Genomic DNA, 17,112 nt, shown 5'->3' on the forward strand with positions numbered 1-17,112 from the left:
CATGCCTGACCGAAGAAGCGCGGGGGTGGCTCCGAAACCACACATCCTGGAGCTGCGCATCCACGGCATCGCCAATACCCCACCTGAGGTCATGCTCGGCGTGAGCCGAGACGAGATCACGAGTGCGGGCAGCGACGAACTCGGTGGGTTCTGGCGGTACAAGAACAAACCGGGGCCGCCCGAGGACACCGACTCGTTCGCCGCGCGCGAGCAGCTGCATCGCACCGATCTCGACCCGCGCATCCACACCGAGGCCTACTCGTGGGGCAACATGGTGCGCTCAGGCGGCACCTTCGGCTCGGCGGTCGTGACCGTGCTCATCCAGATCGGCTGGTTCCTCACGCTGCCGTTCGCGCTGTGCAACGTCGCGTACTGGACGCGACGGATTACTCGCAAGGGCGGCTCGGATCACGAGTGGCTCAGCGGCGCGGGCGCCGCGACCGTCCGGCTCTTCGCCCTCGGCCTGACGCTCCTGCTCACTTCCTCGCTCGCGACGATCCTGCTCGATTTCATCGGCACGCAGTGCTACCGGCCCGACGCGATGTGCGCGAACCTGCCGGGCATTTTCCAGCTCCTCCCGCGGGATGCCGAGGGCCGCCCACTGCGCCTCGCCGCACTCAGCGTCATCATTGTGCTCGCGATTCTGCTGCTGTTCCTCCTCACCCGCAGCAGCAGGCTTCGGTACGAAGCGAACCTGCGCAGCTGGGCTGCAGACACGCGAGATGCCGGCGAAGTCGCCCGAGCCAAGACCGAGCTGCCACTGCTCGCCACCTCAGGATTCTGGTCGAGCGCCCGCGTCGGCCCAACATCCGAGCGCCTCCACCTCGCCGCGAGTCTCGCGCTCATCGTGAGCCTGCTCGCCTGGGATCGAATTTTCACCGCGGATGCGGCCTGTCACGAGCTCGTCGGCTTCTTCAGCTCGAGCGGATGCTCGGCGACGGGAATGCTCGCGGCGTCGCCTCGCGAGAGCTGGATCCTCGGCATCGCGGCGGCCGTGTTGCTGCTCGCGACGGTGCTAACCGGGTTCACGACGGCCAAGTCACCGAAGCGGATCCGGGTGGGCCGCATCGTCGCCGCGGTCCTGCTGCTTGTCGTGGCCGCGGACTACGCCGTGTACGTGATCGCAACGGGGCTGTCCGGGGGAGAGGGAACTGGCGGCGAATCGGGTACCCCGGTGACGGCGTTTCTCGGCCTCACGGTCGTTCCCACCGTGCTCGTCGCGCTGCTCGCGGTCGGATGCGTTGCTGCGCTCTGGTGGCGCGACCCGCGCTTTGGCCGTTGGGCCATCATCCTGCCGCTGCTCGCGATGGCCTTCATTACGTATGGCGGTCTCGCGCAGCGAGCAGGCCCGCTGCCGCAGAATGCGGTGGACCTCCACTGGGCGATCCAGGTCGGCATCGGCCTGCTCGCGGTGCACGTCGTGATTGCCGTCATTCTCGCGCGAAGGCGCACATCCTCACGGTACGAGGCCTGGCACGGATTCGGCGGGGCGGTCGCGCTCACGCTGTCGCTCACCTCGGCCTTGCTGCTGACCTGCCTGCTGGTGTTCGGCGTACGCACGTGGCTGACGCCGCCGGTGGACTCGTCGAAGGTCGTCGACAACTGGCGCATCTTCGCGGATCCCAGCAGCACGCCCGCGCGGCCCGACCTCCCCGAGCAGCTCACAATCCCGGCGGTCTTCGAGTCCTACGGCGTTGCCGTGCTGGCGATCCTCGTCGTGATCGCCATCGTGGCGACCGCGGCCGCGATCCGCCAGTGGTGGGGCCCGTACCGTCGACTTACGACGCCGACGATCACCTTCCCCGAGGGCACGTCGAAGAGGCAAGAGTCCTACGACGAGATTCTTGTGCCGGGTACTTTCGGCCCGGGCTACCCGGTGCCGGACCGGGGCGTCACGACCCCGACCGAGCGGGAGGTCGAGGCAGGCCGAAGGTTCGCCGCGTTCGCCCAGCGCGGGGAGGCGATCGGTGGCGTGCTTGCGCTGACGTCACTGTTGGCAATCGCGTTTGTCGTCACGCTGAGCTTCATGGTGCCTGACGGCGCGCTCGCGGGGCTCGAGCCGGGCAAGGCGGGATTCCTCGGTGACATCGCGCAGACGGTCGACCTGTTGGATGGTGTCGCGCTCGCGGTAATGACCGCAATCGCCGCCGTTGCTACAGCCTTGGTGATCGGGAACGTCACCTCGCCCAAGGAGCGTCCGCTCGGGTTGCTCTGGGACATCCTGTGCTTCTTCCCCCGAGCCGCGCATCCGCTCGCCCCGCCCTGTTATAGCGAGCGGACGGTGCCCGAACTCACGACGCGCGTGCTCGAGTGGCTCGGCCCGGGGACGGTCTCGCCGCGCCTGCCGCTCAACGACCCCGCACCGTCGCGCAAGGTCGTCATCACGGCTCACTCGATGGGCGGCGTGCTCGCCAGCGCCACGGTTTTCGCGGTGCTCAATCGCACCGAACCGGTCGCGGTGGATGTGTGGGGTCGGCTCGGGCTCGTGACCTTCGGCATCCAGCTTCGGGCATACTTCTCGCGGTTCTTCCCGGATGTGCTGGGTCCGGACGTGCTCGGTGTTCAGCCTTGCCGTGGCCCGGGGTTGTTCTCGCACGACCCCTGGCATCGTCAGGTTGTGGCCGAGCACGAACCGGATCGCGAGTGGCTCGCGGAGTACGAGCAGCGCTTCGGTCCGGGGATGCGCGAAATCCTCGCTTCGAGAGATCCCGTGCTGCCCGCCTGGGTCAGCCTGTGGCGGCGCACCGACTTCATCGGCTTCCCCGCGACTAGTTACAATGAGGCCGACAATCCGATCGACCGGGGCGCGACGGAGAGCGAGCCGCGGAGCTACCTCTGGAAGGTCGCGACCCACTCCGATTATCAGTTCACGCTGCAGTATGTCGCTGGCTTGCAGGAGGTCATCGACCGGCTCGAGGGACCGGGCCGAACGGAAGGCACTACTCGAGCAGCTCCCGAATCTGGTTAGCGGTGAGGGTGCTCTCGCCCATCGCGCCGCCGCCATCGAGCACGCGGGCGAAGAGCTCGGCTTTCGATTCCCGAAGCGCGATCACCTTCTGCTCGATGGTGTTTGCAGCGACCAACCGGTACACGAACACCGGTCGGTGTTGGCCGAGCCGGTGGGTGCGGTCGATCGCCTGTTCCTCGACGGCCGGGTTCCACCAGGGATCGAGGAGCACGACATAGTCGGCCTCCACGAGGTTGAGCCCAAACCCGCCAGCCTTCAGCGAGACGAAGAATACCGGCGCGTTGCCGTTGCGAAACTCGTCGATGACCTGCTGCCGGTCGGTCGTGCTGCCGTCCAGGTAACACCAATCGAGACCGGCTTCTTCGGCTCTGTCCCGGGCTGAGCCCAAGAAGCGCGTGAATTGGCTCAGGACGAGCACCCGGTGGCCTTCCTCATGCGCTTCGGTGAGCAATTCGATGAGCGCGTCGAGCTTCCCGGAAGGGGCATGCCCGGCATCGACGAGAGCCGGGTCAAGCGCGAGCTGACGCAAGAGGGTGAGTGACTGGAAGATCTGGAATCGGTTCGCGTTGACGTCATCGATCAGCCCGAGGAGCCGCTGGCGCTCGCGTTGGAACTGCACGTCGTAGAGCTTGCGGTGCCTCGGGTGCAGCGTGACCTCGATGGTCTGCTCCTGCTTGGGTGGAAGCTCCGCGGCGACGAGGTCCTTACTGCGCCGCAAGAGGAAGGGTTGGACGCGCCGCTGCAAGAGCGCCAAGCGTTCGCTGTTCTTGTCTCGCTCGATTGGGGTGCGATAGAACTCGGTGAACCGCTGGCGATTGCCGAGCAACCCGGGAGCCGCGAGCGAGACGAGCGCCCAGAACTCGAGGAGATTGTTCTCCAGGGGCGTGCCGGTGATCACGAGGGTAAACGGGGCATCGAGTGCGCGTGCGGCCCGGTAGCCGTGTGACGCGTGATTCTTGATCTGTTGGGCCTCGTCGAGGATGAGACCGGACCATGCGAGGCCGCGGTACTCCTCCGCCTCGCCGCGGAAGAGCGCATAGCTCGTGACCACGACATGCGCGCCAGCCGTCGCCTCACTGAGCGCGCAGCCTCGCTTCGAAGCCATGGAGGTGATCGTGCTGACGCGGAGATTTGGTGCGAACTTTTCGCACTCTCGGGCCCAGTTTCCAACCACGCTCGTTGGCGCTACGACGAGGAATGGCGGCATGTCAGGATGCTCTTCGCGGGCGAGTTCCATCATGGCGATGGTCTGGAGGGTCTTGCCGAGCCCCATTTCGTCGGCGAGCACCCCGCCGAGTCCGGAGGTTCGCAAGAAATGCAGCCAGGACATTCCCTCGAGCTGGTAATCACGGAGTTCCGCGCGGATGCCCTTGGGCACCGCAACGGCCTCCACGCGCTGGCCCTCACCGAGCGACTGCACGGTGAGCCACCACTGCGCTTCTCGCGCGGCAACGACGCCGAGCTGGGCGAGATCGTCCCAGAGACTCACTTGGTGGCGGTTGAGGCGGAAACCGTCGCCCAGCTGATCATCGGGCTGGCGGTTCGGCCGGTCACTCAGCGCCCGCGCCTCGGCGAGGATGTCCCGCAGTCGGCTGAATTCTTCGCCCTCGAGCGAGAAGTAGGTACCGCTGGGGAGCACAAACAGCGCATCCTCCCTGGCCAACGCCGTGTAGATATCAGCAAACTCGACCGCTTCTCCCTCGACCTGGACTTTGACGTGCAGGTCGAACCAGTCGCCATCTGCCTCGGCGCTGACCTCCACCACAGGAAGTGTCTCGGCTTCGCGATAGCTGGGCGGTTCTGCCTGTTCAGTGACCTCGACACCCTCAAGGTCATGCAGCCGCGGTAAGACCTGCGTGAGGAAGACAACATGATTCGTTCCGCTCAAGGTGTTCGGATCTGGAATGCGGAGTGGTTGCTCGGCGGAACCGTCCGAAGCGGACGGTGCATGCGCGGGCCACAGAATCGACTGATTGGCCCCGGCCGCCGAGCGGAGCCGGTCGAGGATTTGCGCCTCGCGTTCCGCGTCGGGTCGGAAACCCGCCGGTCGATCCCATAACCAGTCGAGGTGCGTTCGACGCCCTTCGTGGTTGACAACGAGCTTGAGCGACGTCCGCCGAATCTCCGGAATGGCAACGGATGCGTCGGGCGATTCAAACTGGAGACTCGCTTGGAGCCTCGGGAGGTAGTCGGTCTCGAACGCCGCCCGCTCGCTGGTCGGAACTTCGATCGGCTCATCGGCGTTGAGCAGGCGCAGGGTCAGGGCATCCACAGCGGTGGCGACCGGATGGAGGGTGATTTGTTCGCTCGGGCCGGCCTTGTCGGCGATGTGGGCGATGGCAGCGGCTGGGCTCCCGATTGGTGCAAGGGCTTCGTACGCAATCGCATCGGCTCCGAGCCGTGCCTCGGCGCGCACCTGAAGTGCTGCGTCACCAGCCTGCACGATGCCAGCGATCGTGATCGGACGTGTGTCGAAGCGAACCGGTCGCTGCTGTTTGCCGGTCGAGACGAGTGGGACCCCGACTTCGCCCAACTGCTTCAGGAGCTGCCAGATGTCGTTGCCAGGGACAGCGCTGAGCGGCAGCCATTCGCTGTTGCTGTAATACCAATACTCGTTGCGCGCAGCGGCAAGGTAGAGGCGGTGGATGCGTTGGAGCAGGTCACTCGCGTCCGGCGCTAGGCCGAGGGCCTCTACCGCATTCCAGCGCGCCTTCCCTTTGATCCACAAGCCGCGCTTTCCGCGCATCCCGGGGCGAATCTGCAGCTCTTGGAGCCGCATGCTGCTGCGGTGCTGGCCGCCGTAGTAGCTCGGCCGGGTCGCAGAAGCGAGTTCGATAAACACGCACGCTTCGGCGAAGTCGCTCGGTGATTCGCTCGGGAGAAGCGCATCGAATTCTTGCCGCCATTTCGAGCGCGGCGACCACCGATTTCGGCGGGTCAAGCCAGGCTGGCGCGGCGGTGCAATCCGGGGGTTGTGGCCGGCCTCGCGCTCCCAAGTCCCAAGCTCGACGAGCAGTAACGCGCCCAGGTGTGAGCAGGCGCCTCCGGCCTCACACGTGCAATAGAACGAGACCTCGTGCGAGTCAAAAACCTTCGCCGTCACATACTCGGTGCCCTGACCGTTCACGTTCTCGACCTCGGCCTCGAGCGTAACGTGGTCGTCGAGGTCTTCGCGATGGAGGATGTGGACCGCGTTGCGCATCATGAGGACCACTGCGTGCTGCACGACGTGGGCAGACGCAATGGAGCGTACGACGTCGACGGCAAATGGCGAAAGTTCCATGGGAGAAGTCTGCCTCGTGCCTCCGACAACCGGAGCGTCTTTCCACAGCACTCCCGACTGTGGAAAGTCGGAGCTAGCGCGCGCTGGGAGCTGCGCCCGGGAGCCTATGGCCGGAGCATTATTCGCGCAGCTTCACGACGCCGCGCTTGGCGGGCACGGTGAGCAAGATCACGAGGCCGAGGGCGAGCGTGATCAGGATGCCCCACACGCCAGCCTTCGGGACCATGAGCCAGGAGATGAACGCGAAGTAGAGCAGGTTCGCGATCCAGCCCGCCGCGCGACCGGTCGTGGCGTAGAGGCCGAAGATCTCGCCCTCGTGGCCAGCGGGAACCGCGCGCGAGAGATAGGAGCGCGACGCCGACTGCACCGGGCCAACGAAGAGGCACAGGATGAGTCCGAGGACCCAGAACACGGACTTGTCGTTCGAGGTGAACATCAGCACGGTTCCCGCGATGAGGAGCGAGACGAGTGACGCGACGATCACGGTTTTCGGCCCGAAGCGGTCGTCGAGGAAGCCCGAAGCGAGCGTGCCGAAGCCGGCCGCCAGGTTCGCCGCGACCGCAAAGTAAATGACCTCGCTGCCCGAGAAGCCGTACACTTGGGCCGCGAGCACCGCGCCCCACGCGAAGATCGCGCCGAGCCCATCACGGAAGATCGCGCTCGACAGCAGGAACTGCAGGAGCTTGCGATCGTTCTGCCAGAGCCACACGAGCGTCTTCCACAGCTCGCCATAGGCCTGGAAGAAGTTGACGCGCTTGACCGTCACCCGCGCATCCGCCTCGGGCACCCGGCGCAGCAGCGGAATAACAAACGCGATGAACCAGAGCGCCGCGACGACGACCGCGAGGCGGATGTTGAGTGCTTGCCCGTCTAATCCATCCGGCACCCCGAACAGGCCGATCCCGGGCTCATCCCCGTTGAAGTCCTGCAGGAACAACACGAGGAGAACGAGCAGCAGCACGATCGAGCCGATGTAGCCGAGTCCCCAGCCCGTGCCAGAGACGCGGCCGACGTTCTCCTTCGTCGACACCTGCGAGAGCATCGAGTTGTAGTTCACCTCGGCGAGGTCCGAGAACACCTTGCCGACCGCGAGCAGCGTCGCGCCGAAAACGAGGAACTTCGCCTCCGGGTACACGAAGAACATTAAGAGCATGCAGGCGATCGTGATGCCCGAGAACACGGCGAGGTACGTCTTCCGTTTCCTCGAGCCATCCGCCGAACGACCGAGCGCGGGCGCGATCACGGCCACGATAATGGCGGCGGCAAGGTCGAGGCCGCTCATCACCTGCTGCGAACCGGCCTGGGCGTTGAGGTATGCCGGGTCCTCGGCGTTGGCCGCGCCGAGCGCCACGATATCCGGGTCGATGAAATAGTCGGATGCGAGGTAGGTCGCGAAGACGAAGGTCACCACGACAGCCTGGAAGGCGGAGTTGCCCACGTCGTAGAGCTGCCACGCGAACGAGCGGCGCTTCAGCTCGCGCTTGTTGATGCGCTCCCCGTCCTGGGTCACCACGGTGTTGGGGGCGTTGGCCGGCTCTGGCGTCACGTGCTCGGGCGTCGTCGAAGTGCTCACAAGGCGGATTGTATTGGGCGGATGCGACTTGGGCGTTGCCTTAGGGGTAATTAGTTCCACGCTCGGGAAACTGCGTGACCTCAGCCATCGCGAAGCAGTGCCATCAATTCGTCTGTACTTAATTTGGCATCGGCCTGACCGCGCATGTGCTCAATTACGCGCTCCCCGTGGGTATTCCTCTTCGCGGCATGAACGATTCGCAGGCCTGTCCCGTCGGCGATGACTTCGACCTCGACACCTGCTAGAAAACTGTGGTGCGGCGGAGATCTTCCGGGATCGTGACTTGGCCCTTGCCATTGATTCGCATAACTCGCCTCCGGACCTTACTTATCAGGGTAGAAACGTAATGATTCACGGGCAATGACATGGCTACGGAAGCCGACTCCCAAACACCTGCGCAAAATACGTGCGGCCGTCGCTGCCGTAGGTCATCGCGAAGCCCATTTCTTCGAGCTTCGGGTTGACGATATTCGCGTAATGCCCGGGCGAATCGACCCAGCCGGTCATGACCTGGGTGTAAGAGAACTGCCCGAACGCGACGTTCTCGGCGACCATCCGCCATTGATAGCCGGTTGCCGAGACGCGCTCCCCAAGACCACCCAGCCCGTCATGCGTCATCTCGAGGATGCTCGCCTGATGATCGGCCTGGGCCTGCGCGGCCTTGTTGAGTTGCAGATTGATGGTGAGTGGCTCGAGGCCCTCCTGGATGCGCACCCGGTTGACGAGCTCAAGCACGGTGTTGGCGCCTGCCGTGCCTTCCTCGAGCGCGGCGTCACTGCTGAGGTCGTAGGTGTCTTCTGCCGAGCCTTCGAGCGTGATCGGCGGTGCTTCGGTCGTCGGCGCCGGCACCTCGAATTCGATGCGGATGCAGCCGGTGAGGAGGGGGGTAAGCGCCACTGGCGCCGCAATGAATGTGAGGAATCGTCGGCGCAACATTGGGGCTAGCTAACCCTCACAGGCCAAGAAACTGCTGTGTTCGCCGGGCCGGGTTGGCCGAATTACTCGCCGAGAAGCTCGACGAACTGCTCCGAGCTAATCACCGGCGCGAAGAAGTTATTGATGCGTCGGAAGGCGGCCGCCTCATCCGCGGGGTCGTGCGTGCCCGTCGCGTCGCCGATCACAATCGGTAGGAGCCCGTGGTCGCGTGCTGCGCGCGCGTTGCCTTCGACGCACCAGTCGAGGTGGATGCCGGTGATCACCACGACCTCGATCTTGCGTCGCGCAAGGGTACCGGGAAGGTCGGTGCCGACAAACGCCGTCTGCAGTGCGGTCTCATTGAATTGCTTGTCGCCGGGCTCCACGAGCTCGGCGAGTTCATCCACGAGCGCATCGTCCCAGGCAATCTGCTCGGGCGTTGCGTCGATCGCGCCGGTCCAGCTGTCGTACTGCGCCGCGTCGAAGAGCGACTGAGGGTATTCGGATCGGAACACCGTGAAACCGACCCAGTTAAACGATGTGAAGTTCGGTGCCTGACGAGCCGCTTTCGCGGCGCGCACCGTCGCCTTAAGGCTTCCGCGATACGCGTGCCCTTCTGCATACTGCACGCCGCCCGGCTTGTAGAGCGAGTTCGACTGGCTCACCGACATGAACGCCGCGGGCCGTTTGAGGATTGCTCGAAGATCGAGCGACTGCCACTGCGGGTGCAGGGGTGGGATGGCGTCGACGTTGCTTCCTGGGAGGCGAGCGATCGTGGCCGCATCCAGTTCGACGGGCTCGAGAGGCGTGGTGCGGGTGCTGAGGGTGAGCGTGCTCACGGACTTCTCCTCGGGTCGACGAACGGGATGATTCGACGGTAGCGAGCCGGAGCGTGGCGTGGCCAGCGAGTAGGCGAAGGTGAAGAAATGTGACGTTGCCCATCGTGGCGAGAATAAAGACTTGAGCCGAGTTCACTCAACTCTCAGGTTTCCAAGGTTGACACGATGAGGCTCAAGAATATACTTGAGTCAGGTTCACTCAAGGTTGCCAGCTCAATTACGGCAGCAAGAACCGCAGATCAACCACAGAAAAGCCCAAAGGAGAACACATGTCACGTGCCGTTGGTATTGACCTCGGAACCACGAACTCTGTCGTTGCAGTCCTCGAAGGTGGCGAGCCGAAGGTCATCGCCAACGCCGAGGGCATGCGCACGACCCCCTCGGTCGTCGCGTTCGCCAAGGATGGCGAGGTGCTCGTCGGTGAGACCGCAAAGCGCCAGGCCGTCACGAACGTTGACCGCACCATCGCTTCGGTGAAGCGCCACATGGGTACCAACTGGACTACCCAGGACATCGACGGGAAGAAGTACACGCCGCAGGAGATCTCGGCTCGTACGCTCGGCAAGCTCAAGCGCGACGCCGAAACCTACCTCGGTGACAAGGTGACCGACGCGGTCATCACTGTCCCCGCATACTTCAACGACGCTGAGCGTCAGGCAACGAAGGAAGCTGGCGAGATCGCCGGCCTCAACGTGCTCCGCATCATCAACGAGCCGACCGCGGCAGCGCTCGCGTACGGCCTCGACAAGGGTAAGGAAGACGAGCTCATCCTCGTGTTCGACCTCGGTGGCGGTACCTTCGACGTCTCGCTCCTCGAAGTTGGTAAGGACGAGGACTTCTCGACCATCCAGGTGCGCGCAACCGCCGGTGACAACCGCCTCGGTGGCGACGACTGGGACCAGCGCGTCGTGGAGTACCTCATCGGCGAGTTCAAGAGCCAGACCGGCGTCGACGTCTCGAACGACAAGATCGCACTCCAGCGCCTCAAGGAAGCCGCTGAGCAGGCGAAGAAGGAGCTGTCGAACTCGACCAGCACCTCCGTCCAGCTGCCGTACCTCTCGCTGACCAACGAGGGCCCCGCAAACCTCGACGCGACCCTTAGCCGCGCGAAGTTCGAAGAACTCACCAAGGACCTCCTCGACCGCACCAAGAAGCCGTTCAACGACGTCATTGCGGAAGCCGGCGTCAAGGTCGCCGACATCGACCACGTCGTGCTCGTCGGTGGTTCGACCCGTATGCCCGCCGTGAGCGACCTCGTGAAGCAGCTCACCGGTGGTCAGGAGCCCAACAAGGGTGTGAACCCGGATGAGGTCGTCGCCGTGGGTGCTGCCCTCCAGGCCGGTGTCCTCAAGGGTGAGCGTAAGGACGTTCTACTCATCGACGTCACCCCCCTGAGCCTCGGTATCGAGACCAAGGGTGGCATCATGACCAAGCTCATCGAGCGCAACACCGCGATCCCGACGAAGCGTTCGGAGACCTTCACCACGGCTGAAGACAACCAGCCCTCGGTGCAGATCCAGGTCTTCCAGGGTGAGCGTGAGTTCACTCGCGACAACAAGCCGCTTGGCACCTTCGAGCTGCAGGGAATCGCTCCGGCTCCCCGCGGCATCCCGCAGGTTGAGGTCACCTTCGACATCGACGCGAACGGTATCGTCCACGTCTCAGCGAAGGACAAGGCGACCAACAAGGAGCAGTCGATGACCATCTCGGGTGGCTCGAGCCTCCCGCAGGAAGACATCGACCGCATGGTCAAGGAAGCCGCCGAGCACGAGGCAGAGGACAAGGAGCGCCGCGAGGCCGCAGAGCGTCGCAACCTTGCCGAGTCGACCGCCTACCAGGTTGAGAAGATCATCTCGGAGAACGAGGACAAGCTCCCTGCCGACGTGAAGAACGAGGTCCAGGGTGACGTCGACGCGCTGAAGACCGCACTTGCGGGCGATGACGACGACGCCGTGAAGACTGCGTTCGACAAGCTCAACGAGTCGCAGCAGAAGCTCGGCGAGGCGATCTACGCGCAGCAGTCGGCTGAGGGCGAGGCTCCGCAGGCTCCGACCGCTGACGGTGAGGCCAACGCCGACGACGACATCGTCGACGCCGAGGTTGTTGACGAAGACGACGAAGAGAAGAAGAACTAGGTAATGACTCAGCAGAACCCGAACGAGCACGAAGAGCCGATCATCCGCGACAAGCGGCGGATCGACCCGGAGACCGGGAAGGTTCGCGAGCCGAACCCGGATGCGCAGTCAAACGATGTCGAGGATGCGGTGGCGGACGCCATCGACGCCGAGACGGAGCGCGAGACCATCTCGGAGGAGGAGCTGCAATCGCTCCTCACCGACGCGATGAGCGCATCCACCGCGTCTGATCTACCAGAGGATGCACCCGCATCCGCCGTCGAAGAGACCGAGGATGCGCGACTCGCTCGCGAGCACCTCGATGACCTGCGCCGCGTGCAGGCGGAGTACACCAACTTCCGCCGCCGCACCGAGCGCGAGAAGGAGGAGCTGGCCAGCGTGGCGACGGCAAACGTCGTCACCCAGCTCCTCCCGGTCCTCGACGATCTGGGCCGAGCCGAGGCCGCGGGCGACCTGCCGGAAGGCAGCGCGCTGCAGGTGATCGCCGCGAAACTACACGCGACGATCGAGCGGCTAGGCGTGGAACCGTACGGCGAGAAGGGCGAAGCCTTCGACCCGAACATCCACGAGGCGATCGCTCAACTCCCGAATCCCGAAGTAACTGAACACACCATTGCCGATGTAGTCGAACGTGGCTATCGCATCGGTGAGCGTGAGATTCGTCCCGCCAAGGTCGCGGTGTTTGTCCCGGCCGAGTAGGGCGAAGTGAATGGGGGTGCTCGCTACCGCGGGTACCCCCACTTTGCTCAATATGGCGACATACTCTGCTGGCTAACGCTGGCAACTGCTGGCCAACGCCGGCAACACCGTGATTTTGAAAGGAGAAGTGTATGGCGAGCCAAGACTGGTTCGATAAGGACTTCTACAAGACGCTAGGTGTCGAAAAGGACATCAGCGACGCGGAGCTGCGGAAGGCATACCGCAAGCTAGCGCGAAAATATCACCCGGACACCCACCCCGGGGACAAGACGGCCGAGGAGAAATTCAAGGAGATCTCCGAGGCCTATGACGTGCTTTCCGACGCCGACAAGCGCAAGGAATACGACCAGATCCGTGCCATGGGCGCGGGCGCACGATTCTCGGCAGGGCCCGGCGGCGCCGGTGGCGCTGGCGGATACGGCAACTTCGAGGACCTCTTCGGCGGCCTCTTCGGCCAGGGCGGCTACCAGCCCGGCTACGGCCAGGGTGGACGCACGTACACGACGACGTCCGGTGGCGGCGGGTTCGAGGACCTCTTCGGCGGGATGTTTGGCGGCGGTGGCTCCGCCGGTGGCCAGGCTGGCTTCCAGGCGAACCGAAAGGGCGCCGACCAGCGCGCATCCACGACCCTGAACTTCATGACGGCCATCAAGGGCGACACGATCGACCTGCAGGCTGGCGACGGCCGGATCATTACCGTGCGCATCCCGGCCGGGGTCAAGGATGGGCAAAAGATTCGTCTGCGCGGCAAGGGCGCCCCGGGGCCCCAGGGCGGCGAACCCGGCGATCTCATCCTCGAGGTGTCGGTGCGGCCGCACCCGGTGTTCAGCCGTGACGGCAACAACATCGTGGTGCAGGTGCCGATCACGTTCGCGGAGGCCGTCCGCGGCACGACGATCGAGGTGCCGACCATCGATGGCTCGACCGTGAAGGTGCGCGTCCCGGCGCACTCGCAGACCGGCAAGAAACTGCGCGTCAAGGGCCGTGGCGTGAGCACGAAGAAGGAGACCGGCGACATGATCGTCGAGCTCGGCATCGTTGTCCCGAATCGGCTCACGAACGATCAGGAAAAGGCGCTCGACGACTTCATCGCGGCGTCGCCGGATGAGAATCCGCGCGAAGACCTGATGCGCGAGGCGCGCGTCTAACCTGGGAACCACAATGCCAGAAAGGAGGCGGCGATGACCACCCCACGAAATCACAATCTCGACGAGGATGCGCCAGTATTCTCGATCGCAATCGCCGCCGAGCTGGCGCAGATGCACCCGCAGACGCTGCGGCAATACGACCGGATGGGGCTCGTCGTGCCGGAGCGCACGTCGGGCCGAGTCCGCCGATATTCGCTGGTCGATATTGCGAAGCTCCGCGAGATCAGCGAGCTTTCGGAAGCGGGCGTGAGCCTCGAGGGCATCCTGCGCATCGTCGAGTTGCGACACGAGGTGCGCACGCTGCGAAAGCGGATGCAGGAGCTCGAGCACGAGCTCGCAGAGGAACGCCTTGAGCGTCAGCGGGTATTTGCTGCGGGGCACGGCGAGATCGTCGCGATTTCGCGCGGCGCCCGAGTCCGGGCCCGGAACGAGATCGTGCTGTGGGAACCGCGCGTGGCTGCGCGCAGTGTTGAGGACGATGACGTTGAGGCTGACGACGAGGACTGACTGCGGGAGCTGACGTTGGGGAATGACGTTGGGAGCCGACGAGGACGCAACGTTCAGGTCGCGCTGAGATGGTGAGTGAGTTCACACATTTCATGTGGTTGTGGAAAGCTTGCCCGGGTTCCTTTTCGCCGCGGGTACGCTGCGACATGGACCACCCCTCGCGATCGACGCTTGCGCCAACTCAACGTGCCGCCTCGATACGCAAGGACACGACCGCACGGCGAGCACTGTACTGACAACACCGAGGAGACCGCGACGTGACCAACGCGCAAGACGACTCTGAACGCTGGGAATCCTCTTCCGAGGACGCCAGCGCCAGTGACGCCGCGCGCGCTGCAGAAAGCGCGGCGGGTGCGTCGGATACCGATGCGGAATTCGCGGCTGAGGCGTCGGCCGGAGATCCGGAAGTCTCGGCGGATTCGTCCGTCGGTGAGCCTGACATCGCTAGCTCCAGCATCGCTAGCTCCGGCATCGCGGGCACTGGCGTTGAGAGCTCGGCTAGTGCCGACTCCAGCAGCGCGGACTCCGGCAGCGCGGACTCCGGCGGCGGGCGCAAGGTTGCCCGTGTCCTCGGAGCAGTCGCGGTAGTCGCGTTCGCAACGCTTGGTCTCGGTGTCGCATCCGGTTGGGGGAGCCCGGGCACACCGCTTGGAGCCGCCTCGGCTGCATCGCTTGCGCACGGCCCATCGCTGTCAGCATCCCCGTCTTCGACTCCCGGCGCATCCGCGTCTCCGACACCCGCCGCATCCGTACCGGCGACGACGGCGACAGCCGCGACTCCGACTTCGTCGGCCGCTCCGGAACCGGCACTCGACATCACGACCGCCTCGAGCCTCACTGTGCTCGTGAATAAGCACATCCCGCTCGATCCGATCAACTATGCTCCGGATGACCTCGTGTCGATGGAGTCGATCGACGTCCGCTCGATGAACGACCACTCGCTACGCCAGGATGCGGCGGATGCGGTCAAGGGAATGTTCGCGGATGCTGCGGAGGCCGGCCACTACCTCGATATGACGAGCGGCTACCGCGAGTACGACCTCCAGACACAGCTGTACTCGGGCTACGTCGAAGAGCAGGGCGTCGAAGAAGCCGACTCGACGAGCGCGCGGCCCGGGTTTAGCGAGCATCAGACCGGCCTTGCTGCCGACATCTCCGCGCCGGACGCGTATCCGGATTGCATCCTTGACACCTGTTTCGGTGAAACTGAGGCCGGCCAGTGGCTCGCCGAAAACTCCTGGGAGTACGGCTTCATCGTGCGCTACCCGGAGGGCGAGACCGCGGTCACGGGCTACGCCTACGAACCGTGGCACTTCCGCTTTATCGGTGTCGAGGCCGCCGCCGAATATCACGAGTCTGGTGCCGCGACCTATGAGGAATTCGTCGGCTCCGGCCCCGCCCCCGACTACAAGTAGCCGTTTCGCGGCGCGGCCGCGCGCCCATTGCCGGTGCCCGCGCCGTACCCATTGCCGGTAACGCTCACCCCTGCTGGCACTTCGGCAGGGGTGAGCGTTACCTGCAATGTTTGCCTGCGCCATCGGCAGGGGTGAGCGTTACCTGCAATGTTTGCCTGCGCCATCGGCAGGGGTGAGCGCTAGCTGCAATGCCAGCGAGCGCGAACGGCCAAGTGCGCCTGCGCTACCGGCAAGGGAGAGCGCTACCCGCAATGCCCACGCGCCAGCACCACCGCTAGCTGTACCAGGTCGGAAGCGGGATCTCGTTGACCAGCACGTACTTGCCGACCTCGTGCTTCTTGTAGGGGAGCGGGTCGTGCAGGCTGTGCGTGCGCAGGTTGCGCCAGTAGATGTCGAGCCCGACCCGGTTCGCGCTCGCACGGGCACCGGTCAGCTCGTAGATCTTCGTGGCGATCTCGAGACCGTCCTCGATGATCCGCACCTTGCCCGCGGCCACGCGCACCGCGACCTCGCCGCGGCGTCGCGCCGTCAGTGACTCGCGCGGAGCATGCAGCACCTCGCTGATCTCGAGGTCGATCTGGTCGATGAGCGCAGCATCCGCCCACAACTTCGTCGCGAGGTCGCCGTAGCCCTCGAGCACGTAGAACTCCTCGACGCCGAACTGCTTCTGCTCGCCGCCGTAGGGCCACGAGCGCGTGTGCTCGCGGGTGTAGGCGGATGCGGTGTCGAGCGCACCCTCGGCGATGCCGAGATAGATGTTGTTGAAGATCGCCTGCAGCGCGGGCACGTTGAGGGTGTTGTACACGAGCGGCTGGAACTGCTTATTCACGAAGCCGGCCGCGCCCGCCCAGTCGACCTGCACATCCTGAATCGTCACCGAGCCCGACTCGGTGAGCCGCTGGCCGAGGTTGTCCCAGTCGCCAGCGAAGACGATGCCAGGCTGGTCCGTCGGCACGATCGCGAACACGTGCGTGTCGGTGCCGTCGAGCACTCCTTCGAGCACCGTGAGATCGGCGACGCGGCCGCCCGTCGAGAACGACTTTCGGCCGTTGAACACGATCGTGTCGCCCTCGTCGGCGATGCTGAGGTCGCCATCCCGGGGGTTCACCGCGCCGCCGAAGAACAGGCTGTTCGCGGTGTAGAGCTCCTCGACTGCGGCGATCTGCGCATCCGTGCCGACGAGGCGCACGGCCCACGCCCAGAGGTAGTGGTAGCCAAGCAGCTGCCCGATCGATCCGTCTGCCCGCGAGATGATCCGCACGATCTTGTTCACCACGTGCCACGGCAGTTCGCCGCCGCCGTGGGCCGCCGGGCCGAGCACCGTTACGAGTCCCGCGTTCTTGAGCAGCTGCACCTCGGTGTGCGGAGCTTGGTTCGCGCGGTCGCGCTCGACGGCGTCGACCGCTAGGATGTCCGCGACTTCCTGCGCGCGCTCGAGCCAGCCCTGCGCATCCGTCGGCCTCGGGATGTTCTGCCAGCGGTCCAGCAGCTCGGGGGCATTGGTCGTGAGGGTCGTTGCTTCGGTCATGGTGGATGCTCGCTTTCGCTGATTCGATCGCCATTTCGCGTTCGGTGGGTGGATGCTTCGGGCCGCGACCCGGGTCCGGTTTGCGGCGGCGGAGCGCTTGCC

General features: G+C 64.9%; 11 protein-coding genes. 6 read left to right on the top strand and 5 right to left on the bottom strand.

What is annotated here, in order from left to right; genetic code table 11:
- Window position 1 precedes the first annotated feature (1 nt).
- Entirely contained in the window at window positions 2–2,968 is a 2,967-nt protein-coding gene (locus GMOLON4_RS12545; RefSeq protein WP_156892038.1) for a hypothetical protein, read from the top strand.
- Here the strand turns inward: GMOLON4_RS12545 and GMOLON4_RS12550 are convergent.
- The 4 genes from GMOLON4_RS12550 to GMOLON4_RS12565 form a co-directional block, all read right to left on the bottom strand.
- Window positions 2,940–6,251: a DEAD/DEAH box helicase gene (locus GMOLON4_RS12550; RefSeq protein ID WP_051266612.1), complete on the bottom strand. Its 3,312-nt coding sequence runs from the start codon at window positions 6,249–6,251 to the stop codon at window positions 2,940–2,942. The genes GMOLON4_RS12545 and GMOLON4_RS12550 overlap by 29 nt on opposite strands.
- Window positions 6,252–6,369: 118 nt before the next feature.
- Window positions 6,370–7,824: an MFS transporter gene (locus GMOLON4_RS12555; RefSeq protein WP_169516492.1), complete on the bottom strand. Its 1,455-nt coding sequence runs from the start codon at window positions 7,822–7,824 to the stop codon at window positions 6,370–6,372.
- Between the two features lie 369 nt (window positions 7,825–8,193).
- Window positions 8,194–8,721 carry a CAP domain-containing protein gene (locus GMOLON4_RS12560; protein ID WP_051266614.1) on the bottom strand — a complete coding sequence of 176 codons (528 nt, stop codon included), beginning with the start codon at window positions 8,719–8,721 and terminating at the stop codon, window positions 8,194–8,196.
- Window positions 8,722–8,822: 101 nt separating this feature from the next.
- Window positions 8,823–9,578 (bottom strand): cysteine hydrolase, encoded by a 756-nt coding sequence (locus GMOLON4_RS12565; RefSeq protein WP_026936542.1) that lies wholly within the window; start codon window positions 9,576–9,578, stop codon window positions 8,823–8,825.
- A gap of 269 nt (window positions 9,579–9,847) precedes the next feature.
- Between GMOLON4_RS12565 and dnaK the strand changes: the two genes are divergently transcribed.
- From dnaK to GMOLON4_RS12590, 5 genes are all read left to right on the top strand, one after another.
- Window positions 9,848–11,713: a molecular chaperone DnaK gene (gene dnaK / locus GMOLON4_RS12570; RefSeq protein ID WP_026936543.1), complete on the top strand. Its 1,866-nt coding sequence runs from the start codon at window positions 9,848–9,850 to the stop codon at window positions 11,711–11,713.
- Window positions 11,714–11,716: 3 nt separating this feature from the next.
- Window positions 11,717–12,412 (top strand): nucleotide exchange factor GrpE, encoded by a 696-nt coding sequence (locus GMOLON4_RS12575; protein ID WP_026936544.1) that lies wholly within the window; start codon window positions 11,717–11,719, stop codon window positions 12,410–12,412.
- Between the two features lie 131 nt (window positions 12,413–12,543).
- Window positions 12,544–13,560 carry a DnaJ C-terminal domain-containing protein gene (locus GMOLON4_RS12580; RefSeq protein WP_026936545.1) on the top strand — a complete coding sequence of 339 codons (1,017 nt, stop codon included), beginning with the start codon at window positions 12,544–12,546 and terminating at the stop codon, window positions 13,558–13,560.
- Between the two features lie 33 nt (window positions 13,561–13,593).
- Complete coding sequence (locus GMOLON4_RS12585) at window positions 13,594–14,067, top strand: heat shock protein transcriptional repressor HspR (protein WP_026936546.1); 474 nt, start codon at window positions 13,594–13,596, stop codon at window positions 14,065–14,067.
- Between the two features lie 257 nt (window positions 14,068–14,324).
- Complete coding sequence (locus GMOLON4_RS12590) at window positions 14,325–15,482, top strand: M15 family metallopeptidase (protein ID WP_051266615.1); 1,158 nt, start codon at window positions 14,325–14,327, stop codon at window positions 15,480–15,482.
- A 274-nt stretch (window positions 15,483–15,756) separates the two neighbouring features.
- Here the strand turns inward: GMOLON4_RS12590 and GMOLON4_RS12595 are convergent, their stop codons facing one another.
- Window positions 15,757–17,010 (bottom strand): acyl-CoA dehydrogenase family protein, encoded by a 1,254-nt coding sequence (locus tag GMOLON4_RS12595; protein ID WP_146137534.1) that lies wholly within the window; start codon window positions 17,008–17,010, stop codon window positions 15,757–15,759.
- Window positions 17,011–17,112 lie beyond the last annotated feature (102 nt).

The sequence above is a fragment of the Gulosibacter molinativorax genome, from assembly GCF_003010915.2.
Lineage (GTDB): Bacteria > Actinomycetota > Actinomycetes > Actinomycetales > Microbacteriaceae > Gulosibacter > Gulosibacter molinativorax.